The sequence below is a fragment of the Paenibacillus sp. TSA_86.1 genome (genome assembly GCF_052691815.1).
Genome location: NZ_JBQZGE010000008.1, coordinates 154720 through 178423 on the forward strand (window position 1 = coordinate 154720; position 23704 = coordinate 178423).

At 46.5% G+C, this 23704-nt stretch carries 21 protein-coding genes; 13 read left to right on the forward strand and 8 right to left on the reverse strand.

Annotation, left to right across the window (positions count from 1 at the left end):
- The first annotated feature begins 51 nt into the window (after positions 1 to 51).
- Positions 52 to 1932, forward strand: coding sequence for a glucose PTS transporter subunit IIA (locus tag ACUTVW_RS17115; protein WP_445646903.1), 1881 nt, complete (start codon positions 52 to 54; stop codon positions 1930 to 1932).
- On the forward strand, positions 1929 to 3689 hold the full coding sequence (gene ptsP, locus ACUTVW_RS17120) for a phosphoenolpyruvate--protein phosphotransferase (protein ID WP_445646904.1): 1761 nt from the start codon (positions 1929 to 1931) through the stop codon (positions 3687 to 3689). The genes ACUTVW_RS17115 and ptsP overlap by 4 nt, the downstream gene beginning before the upstream one ends.
- Positions 3690 to 3832: 143 nt before the next feature.
- On the opposite strand, the gene ACUTVW_RS17125 is transcribed toward ptsP, so the two are convergent.
- Positions 3833 to 4366, reverse strand: a complete 534-nt coding sequence (locus tag ACUTVW_RS17125; RefSeq protein WP_434750326.1) for a type 1 glutamine amidotransferase domain-containing protein — start codon at positions 4364 to 4366, stop codon at positions 3833 to 3835.
- 282 nt (positions 4367 to 4648) lie between these two features.
- On the opposite strand from ACUTVW_RS17125, the gene ACUTVW_RS17130 reads away from it, so the two are divergent.
- From ACUTVW_RS17130 to ACUTVW_RS17145, 4 genes are all read left to right on the forward strand, one after another.
- Entirely contained in the window at positions 4649 to 5062 is a 414-nt protein-coding gene (locus ACUTVW_RS17130; protein ID WP_445646905.1) for a hypothetical protein, read from the forward strand.
- Positions 5063 to 5184: 122 nt separating this feature from the next.
- Positions 5185 to 5532 (forward strand): bacillithiol system redox-active protein YtxJ, encoded by a 348-nt coding sequence (gene ytxJ, locus ACUTVW_RS17135; RefSeq protein WP_445646906.1) that lies wholly within the window; start codon positions 5185 to 5187, stop codon positions 5530 to 5532.
- A gap of 92 nt (positions 5533 to 5624) precedes the next feature.
- On the forward strand, positions 5625 to 6632 hold the full coding sequence (ccpA, locus tag ACUTVW_RS17140; protein WP_445646907.1) for a catabolite control protein A: 1008 nt from the start codon (positions 5625 to 5627) through the stop codon (positions 6630 to 6632).
- A 161-nt stretch (positions 6633 to 6793) separates the two neighbouring features.
- Positions 6794 to 7489: a 5'-methylthioadenosine/adenosylhomocysteine nucleosidase gene (locus ACUTVW_RS17145; protein WP_445646908.1), complete on the forward strand. Its 696-nt coding sequence runs from the start codon at positions 6794 to 6796 to the stop codon at positions 7487 to 7489.
- A gap of 125 nt (positions 7490 to 7614) precedes the next feature.
- Here the strand turns inward: ACUTVW_RS17145 and ACUTVW_RS17150 are convergent, their stop codons facing one another.
- Positions 7615 to 8247 carry a GNAT family N-acetyltransferase gene (locus tag ACUTVW_RS17150; RefSeq protein WP_445646909.1) on the reverse strand — a complete coding sequence of 211 codons (633 nt, stop codon included), beginning with the start codon at positions 8245 to 8247 and terminating at the stop codon, positions 7615 to 7617.
- Between the two features lie 270 nt (positions 8248 to 8517).
- Here ACUTVW_RS17150 and acsA point away from each other — a divergent pair, with 270 nt between their 5' ends.
- Positions 8518 to 10242 (forward strand): acetate--CoA ligase, encoded by a 1725-nt coding sequence (gene acsA, locus ACUTVW_RS17155; protein WP_445646910.1) that lies wholly within the window; start codon positions 8518 to 8520, stop codon positions 10240 to 10242.
- A 96-nt stretch (positions 10243 to 10338) separates the two neighbouring features.
- On the opposite strand, the gene ACUTVW_RS17160 is transcribed toward acsA, so the two are convergent.
- The 4 genes from ACUTVW_RS17160 to rpsD all read right to left on the reverse strand — a co-directional run bounded on the left by ACUTVW_RS17160 (position 10339) and on the right by rpsD (position 14976).
- A complete protein-coding gene (locus ACUTVW_RS17160; RefSeq protein ID WP_445646911.1) occupies positions 10339 to 13443 on the reverse strand; it encodes a transglycosylase domain-containing protein in 3105 nt (1034 codons plus the stop codon).
- A gap of 248 nt (positions 13444 to 13691) precedes the next feature.
- Positions 13692 to 13934 (reverse strand): hypothetical protein, encoded by a 243-nt coding sequence (locus ACUTVW_RS17165; RefSeq protein WP_445646912.1) that lies wholly within the window; start codon positions 13932 to 13934, stop codon positions 13692 to 13694.
- A gap of 90 nt (positions 13935 to 14024) precedes the next feature.
- Entirely contained in the window at positions 14025 to 14243 is a 219-nt protein-coding gene (locus ACUTVW_RS17170) for a hypothetical protein (protein ID WP_445646913.1), read from the reverse strand.
- A 133-nt stretch (positions 14244 to 14376) separates the two neighbouring features.
- Positions 14377 to 14976 (reverse strand): 30S ribosomal protein S4, encoded by a 600-nt coding sequence (rpsD, locus tag ACUTVW_RS17175; RefSeq protein WP_434750334.1) that lies wholly within the window; start codon positions 14974 to 14976, stop codon positions 14377 to 14379.
- 465 nt (positions 14977 to 15441) lie between these two features.
- Between rpsD and ACUTVW_RS17180 the strand changes: the two genes are divergently transcribed.
- The 5 genes from ACUTVW_RS17180 to ACUTVW_RS17200 all read left to right on the forward strand — a co-directional run bounded on the left by ACUTVW_RS17180 (position 15442) and on the right by ACUTVW_RS17200 (position 20537).
- Positions 15442 to 17433, forward strand: a complete 1992-nt coding sequence (locus tag ACUTVW_RS17180) for a GGDEF domain-containing protein (RefSeq protein WP_445646914.1) — start codon at positions 15442 to 15444, stop codon at positions 17431 to 17433.
- Between the two features lie 160 nt (positions 17434 to 17593).
- Positions 17594 to 18451 (forward strand): hypothetical protein, encoded by an 858-nt coding sequence (locus ACUTVW_RS17185; RefSeq protein ID WP_445646915.1) that lies wholly within the window; start codon positions 17594 to 17596, stop codon positions 18449 to 18451.
- Between the two features lie 112 nt (positions 18452 to 18563).
- A complete protein-coding gene (locus tag ACUTVW_RS17190; protein ID WP_445646916.1) occupies positions 18564 to 19679 on the forward strand; it encodes an aminopeptidase in 1116 nt (371 codons plus the stop codon).
- A 96-nt stretch (positions 19680 to 19775) separates the two neighbouring features.
- The gene (locus tag ACUTVW_RS17195; RefSeq protein ID WP_434750337.1) at positions 19776 to 20021 is read left to right on the forward strand and encodes an HPr family phosphocarrier protein; all 246 of its coding nucleotides are present in this window, start codon (positions 19776 to 19778) and stop codon (positions 20019 to 20021) included.
- A 222-nt stretch (positions 20022 to 20243) separates the two neighbouring features.
- A complete protein-coding gene (locus ACUTVW_RS17200; protein WP_111271074.1) occupies positions 20244 to 20537 on the forward strand; it encodes a YlaN family protein in 294 nt (97 codons plus the stop codon).
- A gap of 179 nt (positions 20538 to 20716) precedes the next feature.
- Here the strand turns inward: ACUTVW_RS17200 and cax are convergent, their stop codons facing one another.
- A complete protein-coding gene (cax, locus tag ACUTVW_RS17205; protein WP_445646917.1) occupies positions 20717 to 21787 on the reverse strand; it encodes a calcium/proton exchanger in 1071 nt (356 codons plus the stop codon).
- Between the two features lie 183 nt (positions 21788 to 21970).
- On the opposite strand from cax, the gene ACUTVW_RS17210 reads away from it, so the two are divergent.
- Positions 21971 to 22333 carry an Asp23/Gls24 family envelope stress response protein gene (locus ACUTVW_RS17210; RefSeq protein ID WP_434750339.1) on the forward strand — a complete coding sequence of 121 codons (363 nt, stop codon included), beginning with the start codon at positions 21971 to 21973 and terminating at the stop codon, positions 22331 to 22333.
- Between the two features lie 74 nt (positions 22334 to 22407).
- Here the strand turns inward: ACUTVW_RS17210 and ftsW are convergent, their stop codons facing one another.
- Positions 22408 to 23694 (reverse strand): putative lipid II flippase FtsW, encoded by a 1287-nt coding sequence (gene ftsW / locus ACUTVW_RS17215; RefSeq protein WP_445646918.1) that lies wholly within the window; start codon positions 23692 to 23694, stop codon positions 22408 to 22410.
- Positions 23695 to 23704: the final 10 nt, after the last annotated feature.

Consider the following 23704-nt stretch of genomic DNA (forward strand, 5'->3'; position numbering starts at 1 on the left):
GACAAAATGCGGTGTAAAGCTTACCATCTAGGATAGAAAGGAGAGGTCGCCATGAATTGGCTCGGATCCTTGCAGCAGCTCGGAAGAGCGGTTATGCTGCCTACAATGGTCCTGCCCGCTGCTGCTATTTTGCTCAGTGTGGGCAGTCTGCCCTGGAACGCCTGGGGAATGGGAATGATTGGCGAAGTGTCTACCGTGGCCGGACACGGTATTTTTTATTTTTTGCCGTATTTGTTCGCTGTCGGCGTGGCACTGGGACTCTCCAACCAGGCCGGTCAAGCTGGACTCGCAGCGCTGGCTGGAATCGTTATCTATGATCAAGTCACTCGAAATTTCGGAGATGGCACGGTGCAGCCTGCTTCATTAATCGGAATTATACTCGGTGCATTAGCCGGTGGAATGCATAATCGGTTTAAAAGCATCAAACTGCCCGAAATCTTACAGTTTTTTGGCGGTTCGAGATTTGTTTTACTTATCGTGGGGCTTTGCTCGGCCCTGTTCTCCTGCTTCATGTTATGGATTGCTCCGCTTCTTCAGCATGGCCTGAATTCCATTGCAACATGGGAGTATAGCCTTGGTGGTTTCGGATTGTTCATCTACGGTGTGTTGTACAGGGTGCTGGTTGCTTTTGGGCTTCACCATTTGCTGAATAATGTATTCTGGTTCCAGTTAGGGACCTACGAAACGCCGAGCGGCAACATCGTGCAAGGGGACTTGCCGCGATTTTTTGCAGGTGATCCGACTGCCGGGTTTTTCATGGCCGGACTCTTTCCCATTATGATGTTTGCTATTCCTGCGATTGCGCTTGCGATTATTCAGGAGGCCAGGGAAGATCTGAAGCCCAAAATAAGAAAAACATTTCTGACTTCCGCGCTGGTCTGTTTTTTAACAGGGGTGTCGGAGCAAATCGAGTTTGCTTTTCTTTTTGCGGCGCCGTATCTGTTTATCGTACATGCCGTGATGTCCGGGGTGGCCATGTGGCTTAGTTACTGGCTGGATATACGGCACGGATTCTCATACTCGGCTGGTATAATTGATTACATACTCAATTTTCATTTGTCTGAGAATGCTTGGAAGCTCATTCCGATTGGCATACTATATGGGCTGGTCTATTATTTCCTGTTCCGTTGGGCGATTCGTACGTTCAAGATACCAACACCTGGACGGGAAGAAGGATCTATGCTCGAAGATTGGGTTGGAAATATCCCTTATCAAGCCCCGTTGGTATTGGAAGCGTTGGGCGGGAAAAGCAACATCGTGCAGGTGGAGGCATGTATTACACGCCTGCGTCTGACGGTTCACGACGATCGATTGATCGATACAGGCGCAATGAAGAATCTAGGATCAGCTGGACTGATCAAGCTAGGTGGCGGCAACGTGCAAGTGGTATTTGGCACCTATTCCGAACTGATTCGGGAAGAAATTGCAAAGCTGCTTGAACGGGATCTACAACAGGTGTTATTCGCTGCACCGGTGCAGGGTAAAATGCTTCCGATTGAGGAAGTGCCGGATCAGATCTTTGCAGCCAAGCTGGTTGGAGACGGTGTAGCTTTTGTGCCCGAGCGAGGAGAGCTGGTATCGCCTGTCTTTGGAACGATTATGCATTTGTATCCAACGATGCATGCCCTTGGTATTTCCACACGGGAGGGACTGGAGGTCTTGCTTCATATCGGGATCGATACCTCACAGCTGAAAGGGCATTTTGAGGCATTTGTGCAAGAAGGGGATACGGTAGAGCCTGGACAATTGCTTATCAAATTCGATCTGGCCGTATTACGTGAACAGGCCGCGTCACTCACGACCCCGATGGTTATTACGAACCCGGATCGTGTGAAATCATGGAGCTTTGCTCCATTCAAGCAAGTGAAGAAAGGTCAGGCATCCGTTATGTCCGTGGTGCTCTATGACAGGAACGTTGGAGGGGTAGAATGAAGATACAAGGCATCAATGGAGCTGCAGGCATCGCCATCGGCAAAGCATTTGTCCTGCCCAGCTGGGAATGGGATCTACCCGACCAGAAAATGGATTCGGTGGATCTCGCCCAGGAATTCGAACGGCTGTACGAGGGTATACGGACATCGAAGGATGAGATCGAATTTATCAAAAATGAGTTCAAAGAAGTTGTGGGCCCGGAGGAATCCAGCATCTTTGACGCACATCTTGCTATTCTGGAAGATCCGGTATTCATGAACGAGATCCGTGGCATTATTGAACGTCAGTACAAGGCGGCAGAGGTGGCGGTAAAAGAAGCGATAGACCATTTTGTCACCATGTTTGACCTGCTGGAAGACGAATATATGAAGGAGCGGGCAATCGACATCAAGGATGTCGGTAACCGCCTCCTTAAACATCTGCTGGGTGCCCCTGAGATTACCCTACCTTCAGATACCCAGCCGTATATTCTCGTTGCCAAAGAGTTGTCACCATCGCAGCTGGCGCATATGAATCCAAGCTACGTTCTGGGGATTGTTACACTGATCGGCGGTAAGACGTCACACTCTGCTATTATGGCGCGTGCACTCGGGATTCCTCTCGTTTCCGGACTGGAAGCGAGTCTTGGTATGCCGGTAGAAACGGGAGACATGCTGGTTGTGGATGGCGATAATGGGTTAGTATTTATCGATCCGGATCGCAAAACCATTGAACGATACACAATGCTCCGCAACAAAGAGTTGAAGAAAAAAGAACAGCTGCAAGTACTTGCCACCGTAGATGCGGTGACCAAAGACGGAGCTGTGCTGAAGCTGGCTTCCAACATCAGTTCCGTGAAGGAGCTTGATCTGGCGTTGAAACACGGAGCCAAGGGTGTAGGTTTGTTCCGAACCGAATTCCTGTATATGGATCGTGCGACCTTCCCCGGAGAGCAGGAACAGTATGAGGTGTACCGGCTTGTTGCCGAGAAAACAACTGGACAGGCGGTTGTCATTCGCACACTCGACATTGGGGGCGACAAAGAGCTCGATTATTTTGAATTGCCGGAAGAGGATAATCCGTTTCTAGGATATCGAGCCATTCGAATCAGTTTGGATCGTAAGGATTTGTTCAAAACACAGCTTACCGCTATTCTTCGTGCAAGCGCGGCAGGTAATGTAAAGATTATGTATCCGATGATTTCCTCGGTTGAGGAGTTGCAACAAGCCAACGAAATCCTTCGGGAAGCGATGGCTGATCTCGATGAGCGAGGCTTGGCCTACGATGCAAACATTCAGGTAGGCATCATGATTGAGGTTCCCGCAGCCGTCATGATTGCGGATTTACTTGCAGAAGAAGCCGATTTCTTCAGTATCGGAACAAACGATCTGGTACAGTATGTACTGGCAGTGGACCGAATGAATGAACAGATTGCTCATATGTATCATCCGTATCATCCGGCTGTGCTGCGTATGCTTCGGGCTACTGTAGACGCGGCCCATACGGCAGGCATTGATGTCAGCGTCTGTGGTGAGATGGCGGGGGACGAGCGCTCCATACCATTGTGGCTGGAACTGGGGATTCGTCATCTAAGCATGTCTCCGCAATCATTGCTGCGTGTGAAGCATCGAGTCTTGAATACAACAGCTGCAGAAGCTAAAGAGGAAGCGCGTAAGTGCTTTACTCTGCGAACGAGCGCTGATATTGAGGAGCGTTTGCAGAGCTTCAACGATGCAAGCGGTAGTCCGGATGACCAGAGCGGATCAAACGCATCTTAAATGAAACTGCATCATTAGTAGACGTATATTACCTTTAAATTAATATATTCACTTTTGTACCACTTTTTCCAAAAGATATAAAAAACCGCTGAGCATGTCATTGCACAGCGGTTTTTTGATTGATCCTGTTTGTATGCTCTCTTTTATTTATCAGCTTTTGCAGCAAGTGCATCACAGAATGCTTTGCCGTACGGTGGAAGATCTGGAGGGCGACGAGCGGAGATGATGTGTCCATCCACAACTACCGCTTCATCTTTCCAGATCGCACCTGCGTTTTCCATATCATCTCGAATACCTGGCGTAGACGTAACCGTAATTCCATCCAGAATTTTGGCAGAGATAAGTACCCAGCCTGCATGACAGATTTGCCCGATCGGCTTGCCGTCTCTATGCATTTCCTGCACAAGTTCCAGCACTTTGGGATAACGCCGCAATTTATCTGGAGCCCAGCCGCCTGGCACCAGTATTCCATCATAATCGGAGCTGCGCAGCTCATCAAAATTGTACTCAGCCGTAGCGGGAACGCCATATTTACCGATATATGTTTTCCCTTTTTGCTCGCCCGCCAGATGTACTTCGGCACCTTCTTCGCGCACGCGATACACCGGATACCACAGCTCAAGATCTTCAAACTCCTCATCGACCAGTGCGATGACCTTTTGACCTGTTAATCTCATATGTCAGCTCTCCTTCTACAATAAATTTGGCAGATCGTGTCTTATATTGTACCAGATTCGCTGTATAGCTTCATGCAAGCCGGTCTCCACTTATATGGATAAACCGTGTACGAATCAATACCAGCCTGTACTAGGCAGCCTTCATATGGGGACAGTGGTAATTTGTGCAATCTTTAGTTTACAGCAGGATTTAGGCGGAAATAGGTCGAATGGTACATACATAGAGAGCAGAGAACGAATGAGGTGATGGTTGTGCGAAAGTCGTGCAGGTGTGGACATGTAATGGAATTGGAATTAAGAACAGTCGTATATGCCAAAAAGGTAGAAATTCGAAATGTACCTGTCTTTGCATGTACAGACTGTGTATCATACGAGGTACTACAGCCGGTCAAACCGGATTTGACAGAATGTATCCATAAACTGGGAGAACAGCCGGTGAAACAGGATGTTTCCTTCGGGGAACAGAACGAATTGGCCGACCTGTTACATGAACAGCTCCTTGCCTGGCCGGAAGCCACAGATCAGGAGATGGAGTATCGAATGAAAGAGGCTGTGGAGGGACGAATCAATCTACTCTTGGATATTATGGGCTACGCGCATAAAGCGGAGGACAAGGCGTGGATCGAAGATACCGAGCGCAGACTTGCACAGTTGTCCGGCTTTGTATGGCAGGCGCATTTCTCAAATGCCGTCTAGTTTTGACGTGTAGAATGCTTGTTTTCATGAAAATTGGATTTTTTGCTCACTTTTTGTTAAGATATCGAAGAGTGAAAACGCTCAACATGGCGGTATTGCTTATTAAGGGGGATGTATAACGAATGGCTGACATGACTAAAATGACAAGTATTGAACAGCTAAACTCCGCAGTGCAGGCGACGGAGGATCAACCCTTGCTTCTGTTCAAGCATAGTACCCGCTGTCCGATTAGCGCACATGCTTATCAGGAGATGAATGATTATTTGCATAACTCTCCGAATGAAAGCGTGAAATACGGCATCATCTACGTGGTAGAAGACCGCCCCGTATCTAACGAAGCAGCTGAGAGGTTGGGTGTTAAGCACGAATCTCCGCAGGTTATTCTGATTAAAAAAGGAATGCCGGTATGGCATACTTCTCATTCAGAGATTACTAGCGGGACGCTTGCTAGCACTTTAAGTGAGTCCTAGAGCCTATTTTAATTGATTAATGCAATAATTTGTCGTAATATAAATCTTAATGAAAATGGAATGAAAATTTACTGGTAATGGAGCGAAGTACTGTGACGGTAACCATTTATGATGTGGCACGTGAAGCTGGAGTGTCCATGGCAACGGTATCACGGGTAGTTAACAATAACCCTAATGTTAAACCGCAGACGCGGAAAAAAGTATACGAAGCAATTGAACGACTGGGATATCGTCCGAATGCGGTAGCCCGTGGTCTAGCGAGCAAAAAGACAACTACGGTTGGAGTCGTTATTCCGGACATTTCGAACTCAACCTTTGCAGAGATTGCTCGCGGAATTGAAGATATCGCGAACATGTATCATTACAATATCATTTTGTGTAATGCAGATAAGAAGAAGGAAAAAGAAATCCGTGTTATTAATACCCTGCTTGAGAAACAAGTAGACGGATTGCTCTTCATGGGCGGAACTGTAACCGATGAACACATTCAGGCATTCCAGTCTGCAGCAGTGCCAATCGTATTGTGTGCAACAAGTGATGAGAAGGGTACATTCCCTTCTGTTGATATTGACCATGAAGCTGCAGCATTTGATGCAGTCAGCACGCTGATTCGCCACGGTCACAAGGAGATTGCAATGATCAGTGGTACGCTGCAAGATCCGGCTAACGGTTTTGCACGTTTCCAAGGGTACAAGAAAGCTCTGGAAGCGGCAGGCATCGAATACCAAGAGGATCTGGTGCGTATCGGTAACTATCGTTATGAATCCGGTGTGGAAGCGATGAAGTATTTCCTTGGACTCAAGAAAAAGCCCACAGCCATCTTTGCTGCAACAGATGAAATGGCGATTGGAGCGATTCACAGCATTCAGGATGATGGTCTGAAAGTACCGGATGATTTCTCCATCATTAGCGTGGATAACATTCGTATGGCTTCCATGGTACGCCCGCAGTTAACAACAGTGGCTCAGCCGATGTACGATCTGGGCGCGGTAGCGATGCGTTTGCTGACCAAACTGATGAAGAAAGAGAATGTGGAGAATCCCAGAGTGATCTTGCCGCATGAGACCATTCTTCGTCTGTCAGTAAGTCACGCGGGTTAATCCGTTATTCCGTGAAGTAAGAGAAAGGGAGAAGGCATTCTCTCTACATAATGTTTGATTGTGCAGAAGCTCCGGAAACGGGGCTTTTGTGCTGAAAATGACTCTGTGCAATGATTTGAACTTGATCTCATATGCAGGATGATAACAGGGAGGATACAACAATGCGTGAAACTATAGGGATCATGGGAGCCATGGACGAGGAAGTAGAGCTTCTGCTTCAAGGTATGAAACAGCATGAAACGGTGAAACAAACAGGCATAACGTATGTCGCAGGTGAGTGGCTGGGCAAGCAGATCGTGGTGTGCAAGTCAGGTGTAGGGAAAGTGAATGCGGCGGTAACTACGCAGATTCTGATCGACCGTTTTCAGGTGAACCGGGTGATCTTTACAGGTGTAGCCGGAGCGGTTCATCCAGAGCTGAACATTGGTGACATGGTGATCTCCTCGGTATGTGTGCAGCATGACATGGACGTAACCCCGCTAGGATTCGAACGTGGAGTGATACCGTACCAGGAGACATCGGCATTTCCGGCGGAGCCTGCATTAATTTCGCTTGCTGAAGAAGCGTGCAAGGCGCAGGGCGCTCATTACCGGATTGGCAAGGTGTTGTCAGGGGATCAGTTCATTGCTAGCAAAGAGACCGTCAACATGCTCTATACAGAGATGGACGGAGCATGTGCAGAGATGGAAGGTGCCGCGGTTGCTCAAGTGTGTTATATGAATCGTGTGCCTTTCGTTGTGTTACGCAGTATGTCTGACAAGGCAGACGGTTCTGCACATGTGAATTTTGCGGAGTTTACTGTACAGTCTTCCCAGCGTTCCCACCGTATTGTTGAGCATATGCTCGGACATATGTGATCTGAAACACATATCGATCCCATAAAGTCAATAAACCAATAAACCGCTCCACAGGTCGATTTCCATTCACGATGGAGAACGTTCTGCAAGGCGGTTTTTTATGTATTCGAATTACAGCATTTTCTTTAGTACATAAACCGATGACGGAAGCGGACACGATCAAACTGCTCTTCCGAAGTCATGGGTACTTGACTGCCAATCCGAACCATAAGGCAATTTGCGGGATGGGAGCAGATTTCGGGATCATCTGTGGCATACCACGTCATATCAATGTTCTGCATGAGCCGTTCCATCATTTTGCGGTAATCCCATACGGTCAGTCCGCTGCCTTTTAAGTCCCAATGCCAATAATACTCTGTCGTGAAAATAATGTAGTTTTCCATGTACTTATCTTCCAGTGCGGTAAGCAGCATTTCACGCCCAACACCAAGGGAGCGATAGTCGTCTGCAACTTCGATGGCTCCAAGCTCGATCAAGTCTGTCATATTGCCTTCGGACCATCGTTCGCATTCATCGGCGTAGTGAAAAGTGACATATCCGATGATCATCTCATTTTCATGGGCAATAATAATTCTTCCTTCTGGCAAGGCAGCAATCTCAGCAAGAGCTTCCTGTTGCTCTGCCGGGCGCCGAAAGGCATCCAGATCGGCATGTAAAGCCATCTGCATAATCTGCTCCGCGGGCACGGGGCCCTCAATCGTAATTCGGTGGCCGGACTTGAAAATGGAACGCATATGATGCTCCTTGATATGCTCCATGGTTCATTCCCCTCTCTCCCCCTACTTATAGCAAAAAAACGAAAAATTGAAAAGCCGTAGACGATGTTTGTTTCAATTTGCTATAATTGCGTTGACAAAAAATGTTCACAATTCAGTACCGTTTGAGTGCATCGTTTGGGTCAGGCAACGTACATGATGAGAAGTTCTCTCTACTAATGTAAGCGCTAACTGGAAGTTCAGTCAACACAGAGGCAATACGAATGAACCCTAACGGGAATCGAAATGTCGAGTTGAAGGAGGCTGGCAAGCATGAGTCAAGCACATAATGAGATGCTGCAAACGGTGGTGTCTGAATCGAATCTGGGCGATTATACGGAAGCCAGAAGCCAGTTCGATTGGGAAACGGTAGAAAGGCACTTTACGTGGCACGCCAGCGGAAAAGTGAATATGGCACATGAGGCGATTGATCGCCATGTCTTGGAAGGAAGAGGCGGGAAGACGGCATTGCTCTACAGCGATGCTTCTCGTGAAGAAGCTTATACCTTCGCAGATCTGAGCGAGCAGTCGAGTCGATTTGGTAATGTTCTGCGTAAATACGGCGTAGCCAAAGGAGATCGTGTCTTTATTTTTATGCCGCGCAGTCCTGAGCTGTATTTCAGTTTGCTGGGCATTTTGAAGGTGGGTGCTGTAGCGGGCCCTTTATTTGAGGCTTTTATGGAAACGGCAGTGAAGGATCGGCTGGAAGACAGCGGTGCTGTAGCGCTAGTGACCACGCCGGAGCTTCTGGGGCGGATCAAACGTTCCGAATTGCCTGAGCTGAAACATATCTTTGTTGTCGGCGGTGGTCCACAGCCTGAAGCGGGATTAATTGACTTTGATGCTGAGATGTCGGCGGCTTCGGATGATATGGAGGTAGAATGGCTGACGCGTGAGGACGGATTGCTTATTCATTATACTTCGGGCTCTACGGGGAAACCCAAAGGGGTATATCACGTTCAGAATGCCATGATTCAGCATTATTATACAGGCAAGGTCGTACTCGATCTACGCGAAAATGATGTGTACTGGTGCACCGCCGATCCCGGCTGGGTAACAGGCACTTCGTACGGAATCTTCGCCCCATGGTTGAATGGAGTAACCAATGTGATCCGTGGCGGTCGTTTCAGTCCACAGGACTGGTATAGTACGATTGAGAAAAACAAGGTCAGCGTATGGTATAGTGCTCCAACGGCATTCCGTATGCTGATGGGCGCAGGGGACGAGACGATTGCCCAGCATGATCTGAGCAGCTTGCGTCATGTGATGTCGGTAGGCGAACCGTTGAACCCCGAGGTGGTACGTTGGGGCTGGAAGGCGTACGGTCAACGGATTCACGATACGTGGTGGATGACGGAAACGGGGGCACAGTTAATCTGTAACTATCCGGGTATGCCGATTAAGCCGGGGTCAATGGGGCGTCCTCTGCCCGGTGTAGAAGCAGCTATCATTGATGATCGTGGGCAGGAGCTGCCGCCGTTCAGCATGGGCAACCTGGCCATCCGTACCCCTTGGCCGTCGATGATGGCGAAGATCTGGAACAATCCAGCCAAGTATGAGGAATATTTCAGACTAACTGGCTGGTATGTATCAGGGGATTCGGCGTACATGGATGAGGACGGTTATTTCTGGTTCCAGGGACGTATTGATGATGTCATCAATTCCTCCGGCGAGCGGATCGGACCGTTTGAAGTGGAGAGCAAGCTGGTAGAACATCCAGCAGTTGCTGAGGCGGGCGTTATTGGCAAGCCGGATGTGACACGGGGAGAGATCATCAAGGCTTTTGTCGCGCTCCGTGAGGGGTATGAGGCCACGCCGGAACTGAAGGAAGAGATCTATCGGTTTGTAAAAGAAGGCTTGTCTGCTCACGCTGCACCACGTGAGATTGAATTCAAGGAGAAGTTGCCTAAGACACGCTCGGGCAAAATTATGCGTCGTGTGTTGAAGGCATGGGAGCTTGATCTGCCGACAGGTGACTTATCCACAATTGAAGACTGATCACCGAATATAAAAAAAGCCGCAATGCTCAGTGTAATTACTGAACATGCGGCTTTTTTATGATGCTCCTAGATGATGTGATACTGTCAGACAGCTTTAAGGTTCATAGTGTATCGCTGCCGAAGGTGAGGATTCTCCAACGCTGTTGCTGGCAGATACTTTGAACCAGCCACTGGTTGATGAGGGTACACCATAAACCATACTTGTACCTGATGTGGTTCCAATCTTGGTGAAAGGTTCCGAACCTGTCTCGCTATAAAAGACAGCATAGTTCTGCACGCCGTCGGCTTCCGAGTTCGGCGCCCACTGAATTCGCAGTCCTTTTGAGAGTGTTGAGACACTCACTTGGCCTGGTGTGCTTGGAGCCGTCGTCGGTGCACTGTTGTCACTGACTGTCTCTCCAGGAGTTACCACCGTACCTGGTACCTCAATAGGCGGTTTCACTTCCGTATCTGGTCCAGCAGCACCTGTGCTGTTTACAATCGCACTCGGTGCAGATTCCTTGCCTGCAACGTCAACAGCAGTGACATAAAATGCGAAGTTACCGCCTGCTGTTGCATACGCTGAGAAGGACCTGGACTCCCCTGAGAGCACGACTTGACCTTGATTCTGGAACCCGGCTCCACCCACTGAACGATAGAGACGATATCCGACTACATCACTTTCAGGTGTAGCATTAAATGTAATGGATGCCCGCTCCCCTGAAATGGAGAGACGAACATTGCCAGGTGCATCTGGTGCTTTGCCGTTATCGGTGCGTGGATCAACCTCGGTCGGTAAATCTGCGGCAGCATCTTCCGGCAAGTAGTATGCAAGCGACTCGTGACGACTCATGCGTTTGAATGCATTCTGCAATTCTTTAATGAGATCCGAGATTGGTTTTTTACGCTTGATGACCGTCTTTTCCTTCAACATATCCGCAGGTGTTTCGTCACGCGGAATGTAGTTTACACCATTGTACGTAATGTATTTTGATTTAGCGACCGCATCATCGCGTTCCTTCGGAATAAATTTGCTATTGAAAATGTCAGTAACAAATTTATCAGTCATGGATGTTGGCAACTTGCCACTGTATGCGGATACTGTCCGTGTTTCGATACCGGAAGGTTTTTGGAATGAGTTCGTGACAAACAGATCCTTCTTGGTTTCTATCACTTCATTCATAATTTTAGCCCAGAGTTGTTGAGCGCGTTTACGCTGTGATTTGTTTTCCAGCGTATTAACGGGCTGTTTATAACCAACCCATACACCGAGAGTAACATCTGGTGTGTAACCTTCAAACCAGACATCTGCGTAGTTTTGGGTCGAACCTGTTTTACCAACAATCGGGATGCTTGATCTGTACTTATAATTTGCTCGTACTTTATCGGCTGTCCCTTCAGATATAACGGTACGTAGCATATCGGTCATCAGATAGGCCGTCTGCTCTGAAAAGGCCTGTACCGGCTCGGTGTCGTGTGTATATACAATATTGCCTTTGGAATCTACAATTTTACTAATCATGTAAGAATCATTGTATACCCCTTTATTGGCGATCGCACCGTAGGCACTCGTCAGTTCTTCCACGGTCACACCATATTGAAGTCCACCGAGGACCCCGGTCTGTGCTTGATAATCTTGCTTCTGAATCGTTGTAATGCCAAGCTTCTTTGCAAAAGTCCAGGCTTTGTCTATTCCAACCTCTTCATTGAAAAGTTTCAGGGCTGGTATGTTCAGTGAGTAGTTCAATGCCCTGCGAGCCGTTACCAGACCTTGGTAGCGGTTATTTGCATTCTTCGCGATATGGTATCCGCTAGAACCGTCTTTTAGAATGATTGGTGAATCATCAATTATAGAGGCAGGTTGAACGAGACCTTCCTCCAGAGCTGGCAGATAGGCAGCAATAGGTTTCATTGTTGAACCCGGCTGACGGATCATCTGCGTTGCATAGTTCATCTGCTCATCCTGGAAGCTCCGGCCTTCAATCATGCCGAGGATTGCTCCTGTTTTATGATTAATCAATATGGCTGCTGTCTGCTCTTTTCCTTTGACAGGATCATCCGCAGAGAAATTAGTGTTATCTTCGGCAATGGTGCGCATCGTTTTGTAAATATTTTTGTTAATCGTTGTATAGATGCGATAACCGCCTGTGCGCAGCTGTGTCTGAGCTTCTTCAAGCAGTGCACTATTTTCCTTCCGGGATGGCTGATCATCTGTACTATTGCCTGTTGTTTTCGTTTTGTCCGCAGTCAGCTGCTGCATGATAATCTGTGCCGCTTGACGTTCCGTTTCCATCATAAGGTATGGATAAGTGTTATAAGCTTTAATGGTTTTCGGAGCGAGCGTGCTTTTGATATCAAAGGCTAGAGCGTTGTTATACTCCGATTGCGTAATTTTGCCAAGTTCCAGCATGCGGCGAAGTACGAGACGCTGGCGATTGATTGCGCGATCAAATTTTTCCTCTACAAATTCCCCTTTACCATTAAAGGCGGAGTAGGAAGAGGGCGACTGAGGTAATCCAACCAAATAAGCAGCTTGGGCTATGTTTATTTTTTCGAGATCATTGATATTAAACAGTCCCTTGGCGGCTGCTTTGATTCCGTATACATTATAACCGCTGGAGCCATTGCCGAAAGGCACCTTATTCAGGTAGGCTGTCATAATCTCGTCTTTAGTCAGAAAACGTTCCAGTCGAAGGGATAACAGGATCTCCTTTACTTTGCGATCCTCCGTACGATCCAGATTAAGAAATACCCGTCTTGCGAGCTGCTGTGTAAGCGTACTGCCGCCCGTTTGTACTGATTCTTTCAGTACTTTCTGTTTCACGGCACGCAGTGTTCCGCTCATATCTACACCTTTATGTTCGTAAAAATGATTGTCTTCAATCGAAATAACAGCATCAATAACTCTTTTTGGGATCTGGTCAAAGGTGACTGGACGCCGGTCTTCTTCCGTACGCAGTTGACCAATCGGACTGCCGTCAGAAAAGTAAGCAAAGCCTGTGATGGAGTTTTCGCTGACTTTTTGTTCAATCAGGGCCCTTGAACGGACAGGTTCGTCTTTTACAATAGAGCTGACGTAACCCATTAGAGCACCGCCCACGAATAGTGCGCCCATAAATCCTAGGACAACCATCCACATGACGAAGCTGCCCAGTCTGCGGGCAAAGCTGCGTTTGCGTACAGGCTGTTCTTCAGGCTTTTTCTTAGTAACATCAACCATTCAGTGTCTTCCTCCTTTTAACAGCACTAATTATAGCATAAAAAGACCCGTTTGCATGCCTGAGAAATACAAGTAATGGTCGAAATTTGCCAATCTGGCATGGATTATGATATATAGCATGTGATAATGGTGGACATTTCATGAGTTGAAAAACAAAGAAAACAGGCTATCCCTGCATGGGAGCAGGTCAGCCTGTAAAGGTTGATAGAACAATTTATAAATGAGAAGAGTTTATAACTTTATCTTCATCATGTTCTGAAGCGATGAATCAATTCTAACAATTCCTGCGTGAGATGTGCCAGCGAAGCAGGGGCGGTAGTGACTTCTTCCATAGATGCAAGCTGCTTCTCAGATGCTGATGCAACCTGGCTTGCATGATTTGCCGTTTCATGACCGATGGTTTTAAGCTGCTCAAGCGATGAATCAACCTGCCGAGACTCACCTGACATCTGTCTGGCAATCGAGAAGACTTGCTCGATCTGCTCGTTCACATCGGCGATCTGTGAAGAGATAGATTAAGAAAAGTTCGATGTCCTGACGGTTCAGCGATCCGCTTTTTGAAGCATCGAGCAAGGTAGTACTCAAGCTGTCCAATGTGTTTTTACCTGGTTAATGTCTGTCATAAACTCATTCGTAGCCACATTTGCCGACCGTTCCGCAACCGCTTCGCCATATTGCAGGCTTTTATCGTAGATGGCTTTGGTGATGAAGGAAATTAATGCGCCAATGGAGCAGAGGAGGACTAAACCGAGCAGTAATCCCAGCTTCACGGCGAGCTTACTGTTTTTTAAAAACTGCATGTGTAGCCCCGTATGATGTCGTTCTATTTATTATCGTTATGTAGTGGCTAATAATGAAGATATTTAGGAAGAAAAACAACCAAAAAAGCTGCCGGGAAAATCCCGGGCAGCTTTTTTGGTTGTGATCCAACGATTAACGGTTGTAGAACTCGACGATTTGTTTTTCATCGATGTCTTGGGACAATTCAGCACGCTCAGGCAAGCGGATGAATTTACCTTCTACTGCTGCTTCGTTGAACTCAACGTATGCTGGAAGATGAGAGCGGTTTGCCAAAGCTTCCTTAACGGAAGACAAACCGCGGCTTCTTTCACGCAAGCCGATTACATCGCCAGTGCTTACTTGGTAAGAAGCGATATCGACTTTTTTGCCGTTTACAGTTACGTGACCGTGTGCTACCAATTGACGCGCTCCAGCGCGGGAGTTAGCAAAGCCAAGACGGTAAACGAGGTTGTCAAGGCGGCACTCAAGCAAGAACATGAAGTTCTCACCGGCAATACCTTGCATTTTTTGCGCTTTGGAGAACAATGTGCGGAATTGTTTCTCACCCAAACCGTACATGTGGCGCAATTTTTGTTTTTCTTGCAACTGCATACCGTAGTTGCTCATTTTTCTGCGTTGGTTAGCTCCGTGCTGACCTGGAGGGAAAGGGCGTTTCAATTCTTTGCCTGTTCCGCTCAGGGAAATGCCGAGGCGACGGCTTAATTTAAATTTAGGACCAGTGTAACGTGCCATGTTTAAAGTAGCTCCTTTTTAGTTAAAGTTCATAATAGGGCTCTGTTTGCGCTCCAATTTGTTGATGCGGGCTTGGCCTCGCATAGAACGATCAGGAAAGTTCAGCCGCTGTCCTGAAAGCAACAAAAAGAATGAGGGTGACACAACCGGTAATGCCCAAATTTAAAGACCGTTTTAGTAGTCTTCATCAACAATTTATTTTACATTCTGAAAGGAGTAAAGTCAAGTAATACATAAATCCAGAAAAACGTCTAAATTTGTCGATAGGTCATTAGGCCTAAAATAATGGGACAATTTTCTGAAATATGGATGCAAAAAAGATTAAAACAGAGTAAAATAGATGGTATCTTAACTTTAAACAATCTTACGTATCAAGGTTTAGCTAATATTTTGCAGATTTGCGATAATCAATGCAGATTAATGCATCCTCCCAGGATGCAAAAACGGTGCAAAGGAGCGCCTGACATGTTGGAACATCTAAGAAGTTTACCTGCTAGTCTGAAATCGCGAAGTGCGGGCGATTCCACATCGTTTACAGTACTTCCATCTCATGATGACCATGCGTTGTGGATGCAAAGAATGGATATCACACCTTTTGACTTTTCATATTTAGGCAGTTTGTTAGGACAAGCCTACCAAGATTGGACATCTCAGAAAGCTTCTGTACAGTCCTTGCCGTTTGCTGTATACAGTGTATGGAATACGGATGGAGAGTGCATGGGAGGGGATTCCAGCCATAATACGGATTCAGATATCAATGTAGGTTTGATGGTTTTGGAATGTGCTGAAAAGGGGCAGACTTTGTCCAAAAGCGGGATCAGCAAGCGCGGGGAGTATCTGCTGATTGCCGAGCCTCTGTTTTCAAGAATTAATAAAGATATGTTTGCTGTGTTCATTGCTCTGGTCTTTGAATCCCACCGATCCGAAACGTCAGAAGCTGTGGTTCGATCTGAGGCATTGCATTACTGCACCTGCTTTTACCGAAGATTTGAATACATATTTATGACGGACTTGCTGCATACACATGAACAAACAGCGCGGGAGGAACACCGAAGATCTATTCTTTTTCAGATTGTACAGCGAATGCATGACAAGATGGATGTCGGAGCGATACTGGACGAGGTATTTGTCAGTATGGATTATCTCTACCCTTCTACACACATTATGCTATATATGTCTCAGGATCAGAGAAGCTTCAATCCCCGGATTAGGCCACTTCTTATTCAGGAACGTGGGGAAGATATCTGTGTGCGTTCATTTATGGAAGGCAAATTGATCGTCTCCCGGTCTAATGAGTTGGACAGACGAATCATTGAAGTTGGTTTGCCGCTCAAAGGTAAGCAGGGCATATATGGTGTTTTTCATATCGAAATGAATGAGGAATTGATGGAGGATTCTGATCTGCAACTGATTGCGATGATGGCGGATACAGCGGGAACAGCCTTTGAAAACGCGAAACTCCATGAACAATCCCATATGTTGATCCAGGAACTTCGTGTAATCAATGATCTGACACAGCGTCTTAATAAAAGCTTGCAATTAATGGAGATCTATCAGTTGTCCGAGCAGGAGCTTAAGAACATATTTCAAGCCGATTTCTGCTGCATTTTGCAGTTGAATGACAGTACGAACAGGTTTGAGGTGATGTCTACCAATGTTAAAGACATACGTCATCGAACGTATCCGGTGGATTCCGGAATTGCGGGTTACATGTATCAGACAGAAGAACCGTTAATCATATCTGACTATACGCAATTTGATAAGGTAACTTCCAGTTTCATGGAACTGACTGGCTCAATGTCTTTGATTGCAGCCCCGATCAGAGTGGACGGCCAGGTAAAGAGTGCTATTCTGCTTGCCCATGTGCGGGAGCATTTCTTCTCTTATGAGAACTACAGGCTGTTGCAAATGTTATCGATTCACCTTGGCCTTGCTCTAACCAACGCGACCTTACATGCCGAGGTGCGCCGGATGGCGAATCTGGACATGTTGACTGGACTGTACGTAAGGCATTATCTGGATAACATTATTCATGAACGTCAGGCCCATGATTACTGTGGTTCACTGGTTGTGGTTGATATTGATCAGTTTAAACAGGTGAATGATACTTTTGGTCACCAGACAGGGGATCAGGTATTAAAACAAGTTAGTGACATTGTCACAAGTTCGGTTCGAGAAGAGGATATCTGCGCAAGGTGGGGCGGTGAAGAACTGGCCATCTACATGCCTCAAATCGGGATTCACCAAGCGTTGGTTTATGCGGAACGGATTCGGACACGAGTTGAGGCGGAGACCCGTCCTTCTGTGACCGTGTCGAGTGGTATCGCTGAATGGAACTGGATGGATGAGAAAGTAAGTGTGGAGTCCTTGTTCTACCGTGCAGATATGGCACTGTACCGTGCGAAAAACGGGGGACGCAACCGAATTGTTATAGAGGATCAGGAAGGTACACGTTAAGAGAGAAACATTCCGCTTGCGGAATCGTTTCTTTTTTTTTATTTTTTGGACGCTGGTATATGGATAAATATTGGAAGGTTCGTCAAGTTGTAATGAATGAAGTATAAGCGTATATCGTATGGGCAATCTATGGAGAAAATGACTGAAAGGTGGAATGCATATGCTGAACCGCCAGCCTAAGATTACTTTATCGTTAATCTTGTGTCTCATGCTCGCAATGGTTCCAGGTTGCGGGATGCTCCAGCATGATCGGACACCCGAAGAAATATTTTCTCTGGCATTATCGGGAATAGCCGGGAAAGAGACTTTAACATTTGAGGGTCAGGCCGGGTTAAGACGGGAGAACAGCGGAATGTTTGAAAACCAATTTAAATTTGAAGGCAAGCTGGAAGATCACGACCGGTTGACTTTACAGACTCGATTACCGGGTGCGGTGACTGCAGCGGGTTCAGGAATGAATCTGAATGCGGTAAAAAATAATGGTCAACCGAGCGGATTCAGTGCTTCTTTTGAACGGAAGAAAGGTCAATGGACGGCTCTGACGGCGCAGCATGAGCCTTTACGCGGATCGTTATCCCGTTATAACCCCATCGCGCAATTAGAGAAAATCGACAGTATGAAAAAAACGATTCAATCTGAATATGGGTCTGGACGTCAGACACAAATACTGCGAATTGAGCTTGTGCCAGAGGACGCCAAGGCCTGGGCAGCAAGTCAACTGACGGATGAGATGCATTCCATTCGGGCGGAATATATGCATAAGGCAAATCAAGTAAAAGGCGTGGACAAGAAGGAACTGGAGCAGGAGTTGCGCAAGGTGTGGCAGCAGGGAGAGGATACGATGCAGCAGTTAATCCAAAAGGCTGAAGTAAACACGGTGTATCATCTGACCGTTGATCGCAAAACCAGCCTGCCGATGCGGCTTTCCTCTGAAAGCCAGGTGAAATACATGGATAGCAACAGCCGAAGTAATGTAGAGGCTCTAGTAACCGATGTGAACTTTAAATCATATCAATAAACAAAACCTGTGACTGCCTGCTGACGGGATGCCTGGTGCGTGCTACAATAGTTAACGTAATTTACCGTTGTTCAATTCACTGATGGCAATTTGACAGGAGGATTTATTCAAAATGAAGGACCCAAGAATTCAGAAGCTCGCAGCTAACCTGGTAGGTTATTCTGTTGATGTACGGCCAGGCGAAAATGTATTGGTTGAAATGATCGGAACAGAACGTGATCTGATTAATGCCATTATTGAAGAAGTCGGCAAAAAAGGCGGTAACGTTTTTGTACAATTGACGGATCGAACGGTTCAGCGCGTGATGCTGCAAAATGCAACGGAAGAGATGATGAAAACGTGGGCAGAGATTGATCTGAAACGAATGAAACAAATGGATTGTTATATCGGTATTCGTGCCGGAGAGAACGTGAACGATCTGTCCGATGTACCAAAAGAAAAAATGAAGCTGTACAATTCTTTGTATTCTCATCCGGTACATAGCGAGCAGCGTGTTAAACATACGAAATGGGTTGTGCTTCGTTACCCCAACGCAAGTATGGCACAGCTGGCGAATATAAGCACGGAAGCATTTGAAGACTTCTACTTTGATGTATGTAACATGGATTATGCGAAAATGGACAAAGCGCAAGATTCACTTGCCAATCTGATGAAACGTACGGATAAAGTACGGATTACCGGACCGGGAACGGATCTGAGTTTCTCCATTAAAGGTATTGGTGCAGAGAAGTGTTCAGGTCAAAAAAATATTCCGGATGGCGAAGTATACAGTGCGCCTGTACGCAACTCTGTTAACGGAACGATTAGTTATAACACACCAACGCTTTATAACGGAATTACGTTTGAGAAAATTAAATTCACATTCAAGGATGGCAAAATTGTGGAAGCATCCAGCAATGATACAAAACGTCTGAATGAAATTCTGGACTCGGATGAAGGTGCGCGTCATATCGGTGAATTTGCGATTGGTTTCAATCCGTACATTTTACACCCGATGAAAGATATTCTGTTTGATGAAAAAATTGCGGGAAGCCTGCACTTTACGCCAGGTCAGGCATATGAAGAAACAGATAACGGCAACCGTTCATCCATTCACTGGGATCTCGTATTGATTCAGCGTCCGGACTACGGCGGCGGCGAGATTTATTTCGATGATGTGCTGATTCGTAAAGACGGCATCTTTGTCATTCCTGAGCTGGAATGTCTGAATCCGGACCAGTTAAAATAGGAACTTCATTTTGCAGTTGCTAGGAAAGCGGATTCACGGTATCATGTAGTGGTAATTAATAGATGATACAAAAAGTGAAAAGACGGAGGGATTCCTATGTCGAGTAATAACGCGGCTGTAGTGGAAATTGCTCAAACAGCAGGCAAGTTTACTTCTTCAATCGTGCTTCATTCAGAGAACAAGTATATTGACGTAAAAAGTATTCTTGGGTTGTTTACAACGCTGATTAGCACGCACAGTTATGAACTGCATGTTCATGGCCCAGATGCAGATGAAGCGAAGGCAGCGATGTCAGAAGTGTTTTCAAAGCATGGCCTGAATGTAAACATCGCATCTGAATAACTGTATTTGAGAAACACCTCTGCCTTTTGGCAGGGGTGTTTTTAATCATAGCCGGACATAATGCCTATTCCAATGAATTTGGAGATGGAAGAAAAGGCTGTAATCGAGCTCACAGATTGTGTGGTTATTTTGGTCAGGTTCTTGTATTAGCTCTCCATTTCGTCTAATATTAGAGGTAGAACGTCTTTACGCGATTTTTGGGACATAGGGGGGAAATGATGCATGACTTCATCTGATCTGCAGGACCAGCTGAACCTGAAAGCAATCAGTCTTCTTCAAGAAGATGCAGATAAAATACAGAAGCTTATTGAAGTACAGATGGAGAATCTGGCTACCCGCTACTGCCCTCTCTATGAGGAAGTATTGGATACACAGATGTATGGGTTCTCCAAGGAAGTTGATTTTGCTGTTCGTGCAGGACTCCTTCCAGAAGGTACAGGTAAGCAGATGGTTAGCGCGCTTGAGCGGAATTTGGCCATTTTATATGAGGCCCTGAACAAAAAGAATGAGCAATAGCCTGCAATCGCGCGGGTCAGAATAGAAGGCATGCACATTCCGTTGCATGCTTTTTTTGTATTCGAAGACGTATTGTCTGACGTTGAAGTAGGAGTAAAAAAGACAGCCGCAGGCAATGAATTCCCTCGGCTGTCTTTTGATGTGTGCGGGATCAGTATTCCGACAAAGTATAGGTTCCGTTATACCAAGAAGAACGAAACGCCCAGAATAATATAAACAACGAGCAGGAGCAGACCTTCGTACCAGTTCGTGGAGCCGTCTTGTGTGATCGACTTGGCAATAAAGACGGATACGCCGATGGCCACCAGCTCTATGGTGGTAAACACGATATCCATCGTACGGCCTGTGAAATAACTGACAAAGATCAGCACCGGGGCTACAAACAGCGCAATCTGCAAACTGCTGCCAACGGCAATTTCCACGGCGGCTCCGATCTTGTTTTTCATGGCAAGCATGATGGCTGCGCTGTGTTCGGCTGCGTTTCCAATGATAGCGACCAGGAACGCACCAACAAACAGCTCGCTCAGTCCGAACTCCGAAGTGAATACTTCAAGTGTGCCAACCAGCCATTCACTGACAAAAGCAACCATGACTGTTGCGATCACGAGATAGAGGATCGATTTTTTCTTCGACCACGCAGGAGCGTGCTCATGGGGGAGTTCCTCATCCTTATCATCCGTTACGTCCGCGAGGTAACTCTTGTGTGTGACCATTGAGAATAACAGCCAGGCAATATAAGCCGCGATAAGCAATCCGGCAACAATAAGACTGAGTGTATTGGTATCCCGCTGTGTAATGGAATGGGTGTTCAGGAATACGGCCGGGACGAATAAGGCAATGATGGCTACGATCATCAGAGAGCCATTCAACCCTGCAAGCGATACGTTGTAATTCTGGATTTTAAACTTCAATCCTCCGGCAAAGATGCTGAGCCCCAGCACAAGCAGCAGATTACCGATAATCGATCCGGTCAGACTGGCTTTGACCATGTCGAACAAACCCTCTTTTACGAGAAAGATTGCAATGATTAATTCGGCTGCGTTACCGAAGGTGGCATTCAGGAATCCGCCTAATCGTTGTCCGGCATAGTGGGCTACATTTTCAGTCGCTTTACCTAAAAAACCGGCCACAAAAATAACCGAAATGGCAGATATCACGAACTGTAGAATCGAATCCCATTGCATGTAGTGGGCGATGGCGCTGAGCGCAAAAAATGCAATCAGCAAAAAGGATGAAATCCGGTTTCTCACAAAAAAACACCTCGGTTATTCACTTATTTTGTTTTGAAATTTACGTTATGTACCTATGCGATTAATTTCATATTCAATATAACCAAATGGAGGCAGGTTGTAAACGCATCTTTTACAGTTAAATTTGCTTTTTAGGGTGGAAAGGATTTAAAATACGATTAACGAAGTGGAGGAGGATGTGGCATGGCAGAACAACTTCAAATGGAGAGCGGAAACATCCGGATTGCCGATGACGTGGTTGCGAAAATTGCCGGAATGGCTGCAATGGAAACGCCTGGAATCGCTGCAATGTCTGGAGGTTTGTCAGAGGGCTGGGCGAAACGTCTCAGTGGTAAAAACGTGCAGAAGGGCGTAGGCGTGGAGGTCGGCCAGCTGGAAGCAGCCATTGATCTGCGCATCATCGTCCTGTACGAAACCCCGATTCATGAAGTTTCCCGTATGCTTCAGCAGAATGTAAGAGAAGCGGTAGAGACGATGACTGGATTACGTGTAGTTGAAGTCAACGTGAAGGTCGAAGGTGTATCATTCAGAGGCGACGATCTGTAAATCTTTAGACTACATGATGGGAAAATGAAAATGAAAAAGACTTTGCATCCACTTGATGCAAAGTCTTTTTTTAATTAGCGAACCCGACGAATGGAATCGCGGGAACGAAGCGCAGGAGACGTGCGTGTCTGCACCGTCACCGATTTGGTTTTCTCTTCCTTGATGGCTTCCAGATTGTTAGTGCGTGAAATGCTCAGCACTATACCCATCGCTACCATCATGACAAAGAGTGAAGTCCCCCCATAACTGATAAACGGAAGTGTAACCCCGGTTACCGGTATCGTTTGAGTGACCCCCCCAATATTAATGAAGGCCTGAATCGCGATCAATCCCATGATACCTATACCCACCAGTGTTCCGAAAGGATCGGGACAGCGCAGTGAGACGATAATGCCTCGCCAGATAAAGTACAGATATACGAGCAGGAACAGTGCACTTCCAATGAAACCGAGCTCTTCTCCAATAACTGAAAAAATAAAGTCATTGTAAGCATTGGGTAAATAGTGCAACTTCATCGTGCCTTGTCCAATACCAGAACCTGTAATACCGCCGTCACCAATGGCAACAAGGGAACGGTAGAGGTTAAGACTTCCGTCCGTGGGATCCGATAAAGGGTCCAAGAAAGCTTGGATTCGTCCAATTTTATAGTTCTGCTTGACTTCTGTAACAGAGACAGCTGAACTTGAGGTATCTGAAGGAGACATGGAGGAAAATAAGGCATTCGCTCCAATAGCAAGTGCAGCACCAAGCGCAACCAATAGTATAGAACCCAGGATATGCTTCATGTTGGCCCCACCCGCGTATATGACAAGACCACAAGTAGACACCAGAATGAAACAGGTACCGAAGTCGGGTTGCAGCATAATCAATCCTGCAATGAATCCAACGATAAACAGGACAGGGAAATATCCGGTCTTGAAATCACGGAATCGTTCGCCTTTTTTGGTAATAAGTGCAGAGAGATATAGAATGATTGCAATCTTGGCGAACTCTGCTGGCTGCAAACTGAATCCAAAGAGATGAATCCAGCTTTTGGCACCGTTTAGCACTTTACCCGTTACCAACACAAGTAAGAGCAGTGCTGTGGTGAACAGGAAGAAGGGTGCATAAAGCTTTTTATACTTGTTAAAACGGATGTTCATGGCAAAAAACATGCCAAATAGACCGATAATCGCCCACATAAGTTGTTTTTTCGTGAAGTAAAGGGCATCGTTGTTAAATCTTTCGCTTGCGATTGCGATGCTGGAACTGGAGCTGAATACCATCACCAGTCCAAAGCCCACCAACAATAAAGTGAGGATTAGCAGTTGAAAATCCGGCGTGCCTCTCTTCGTTCTCGTCTGGGCCGTTTGTTGTTTCATGATATGGCCC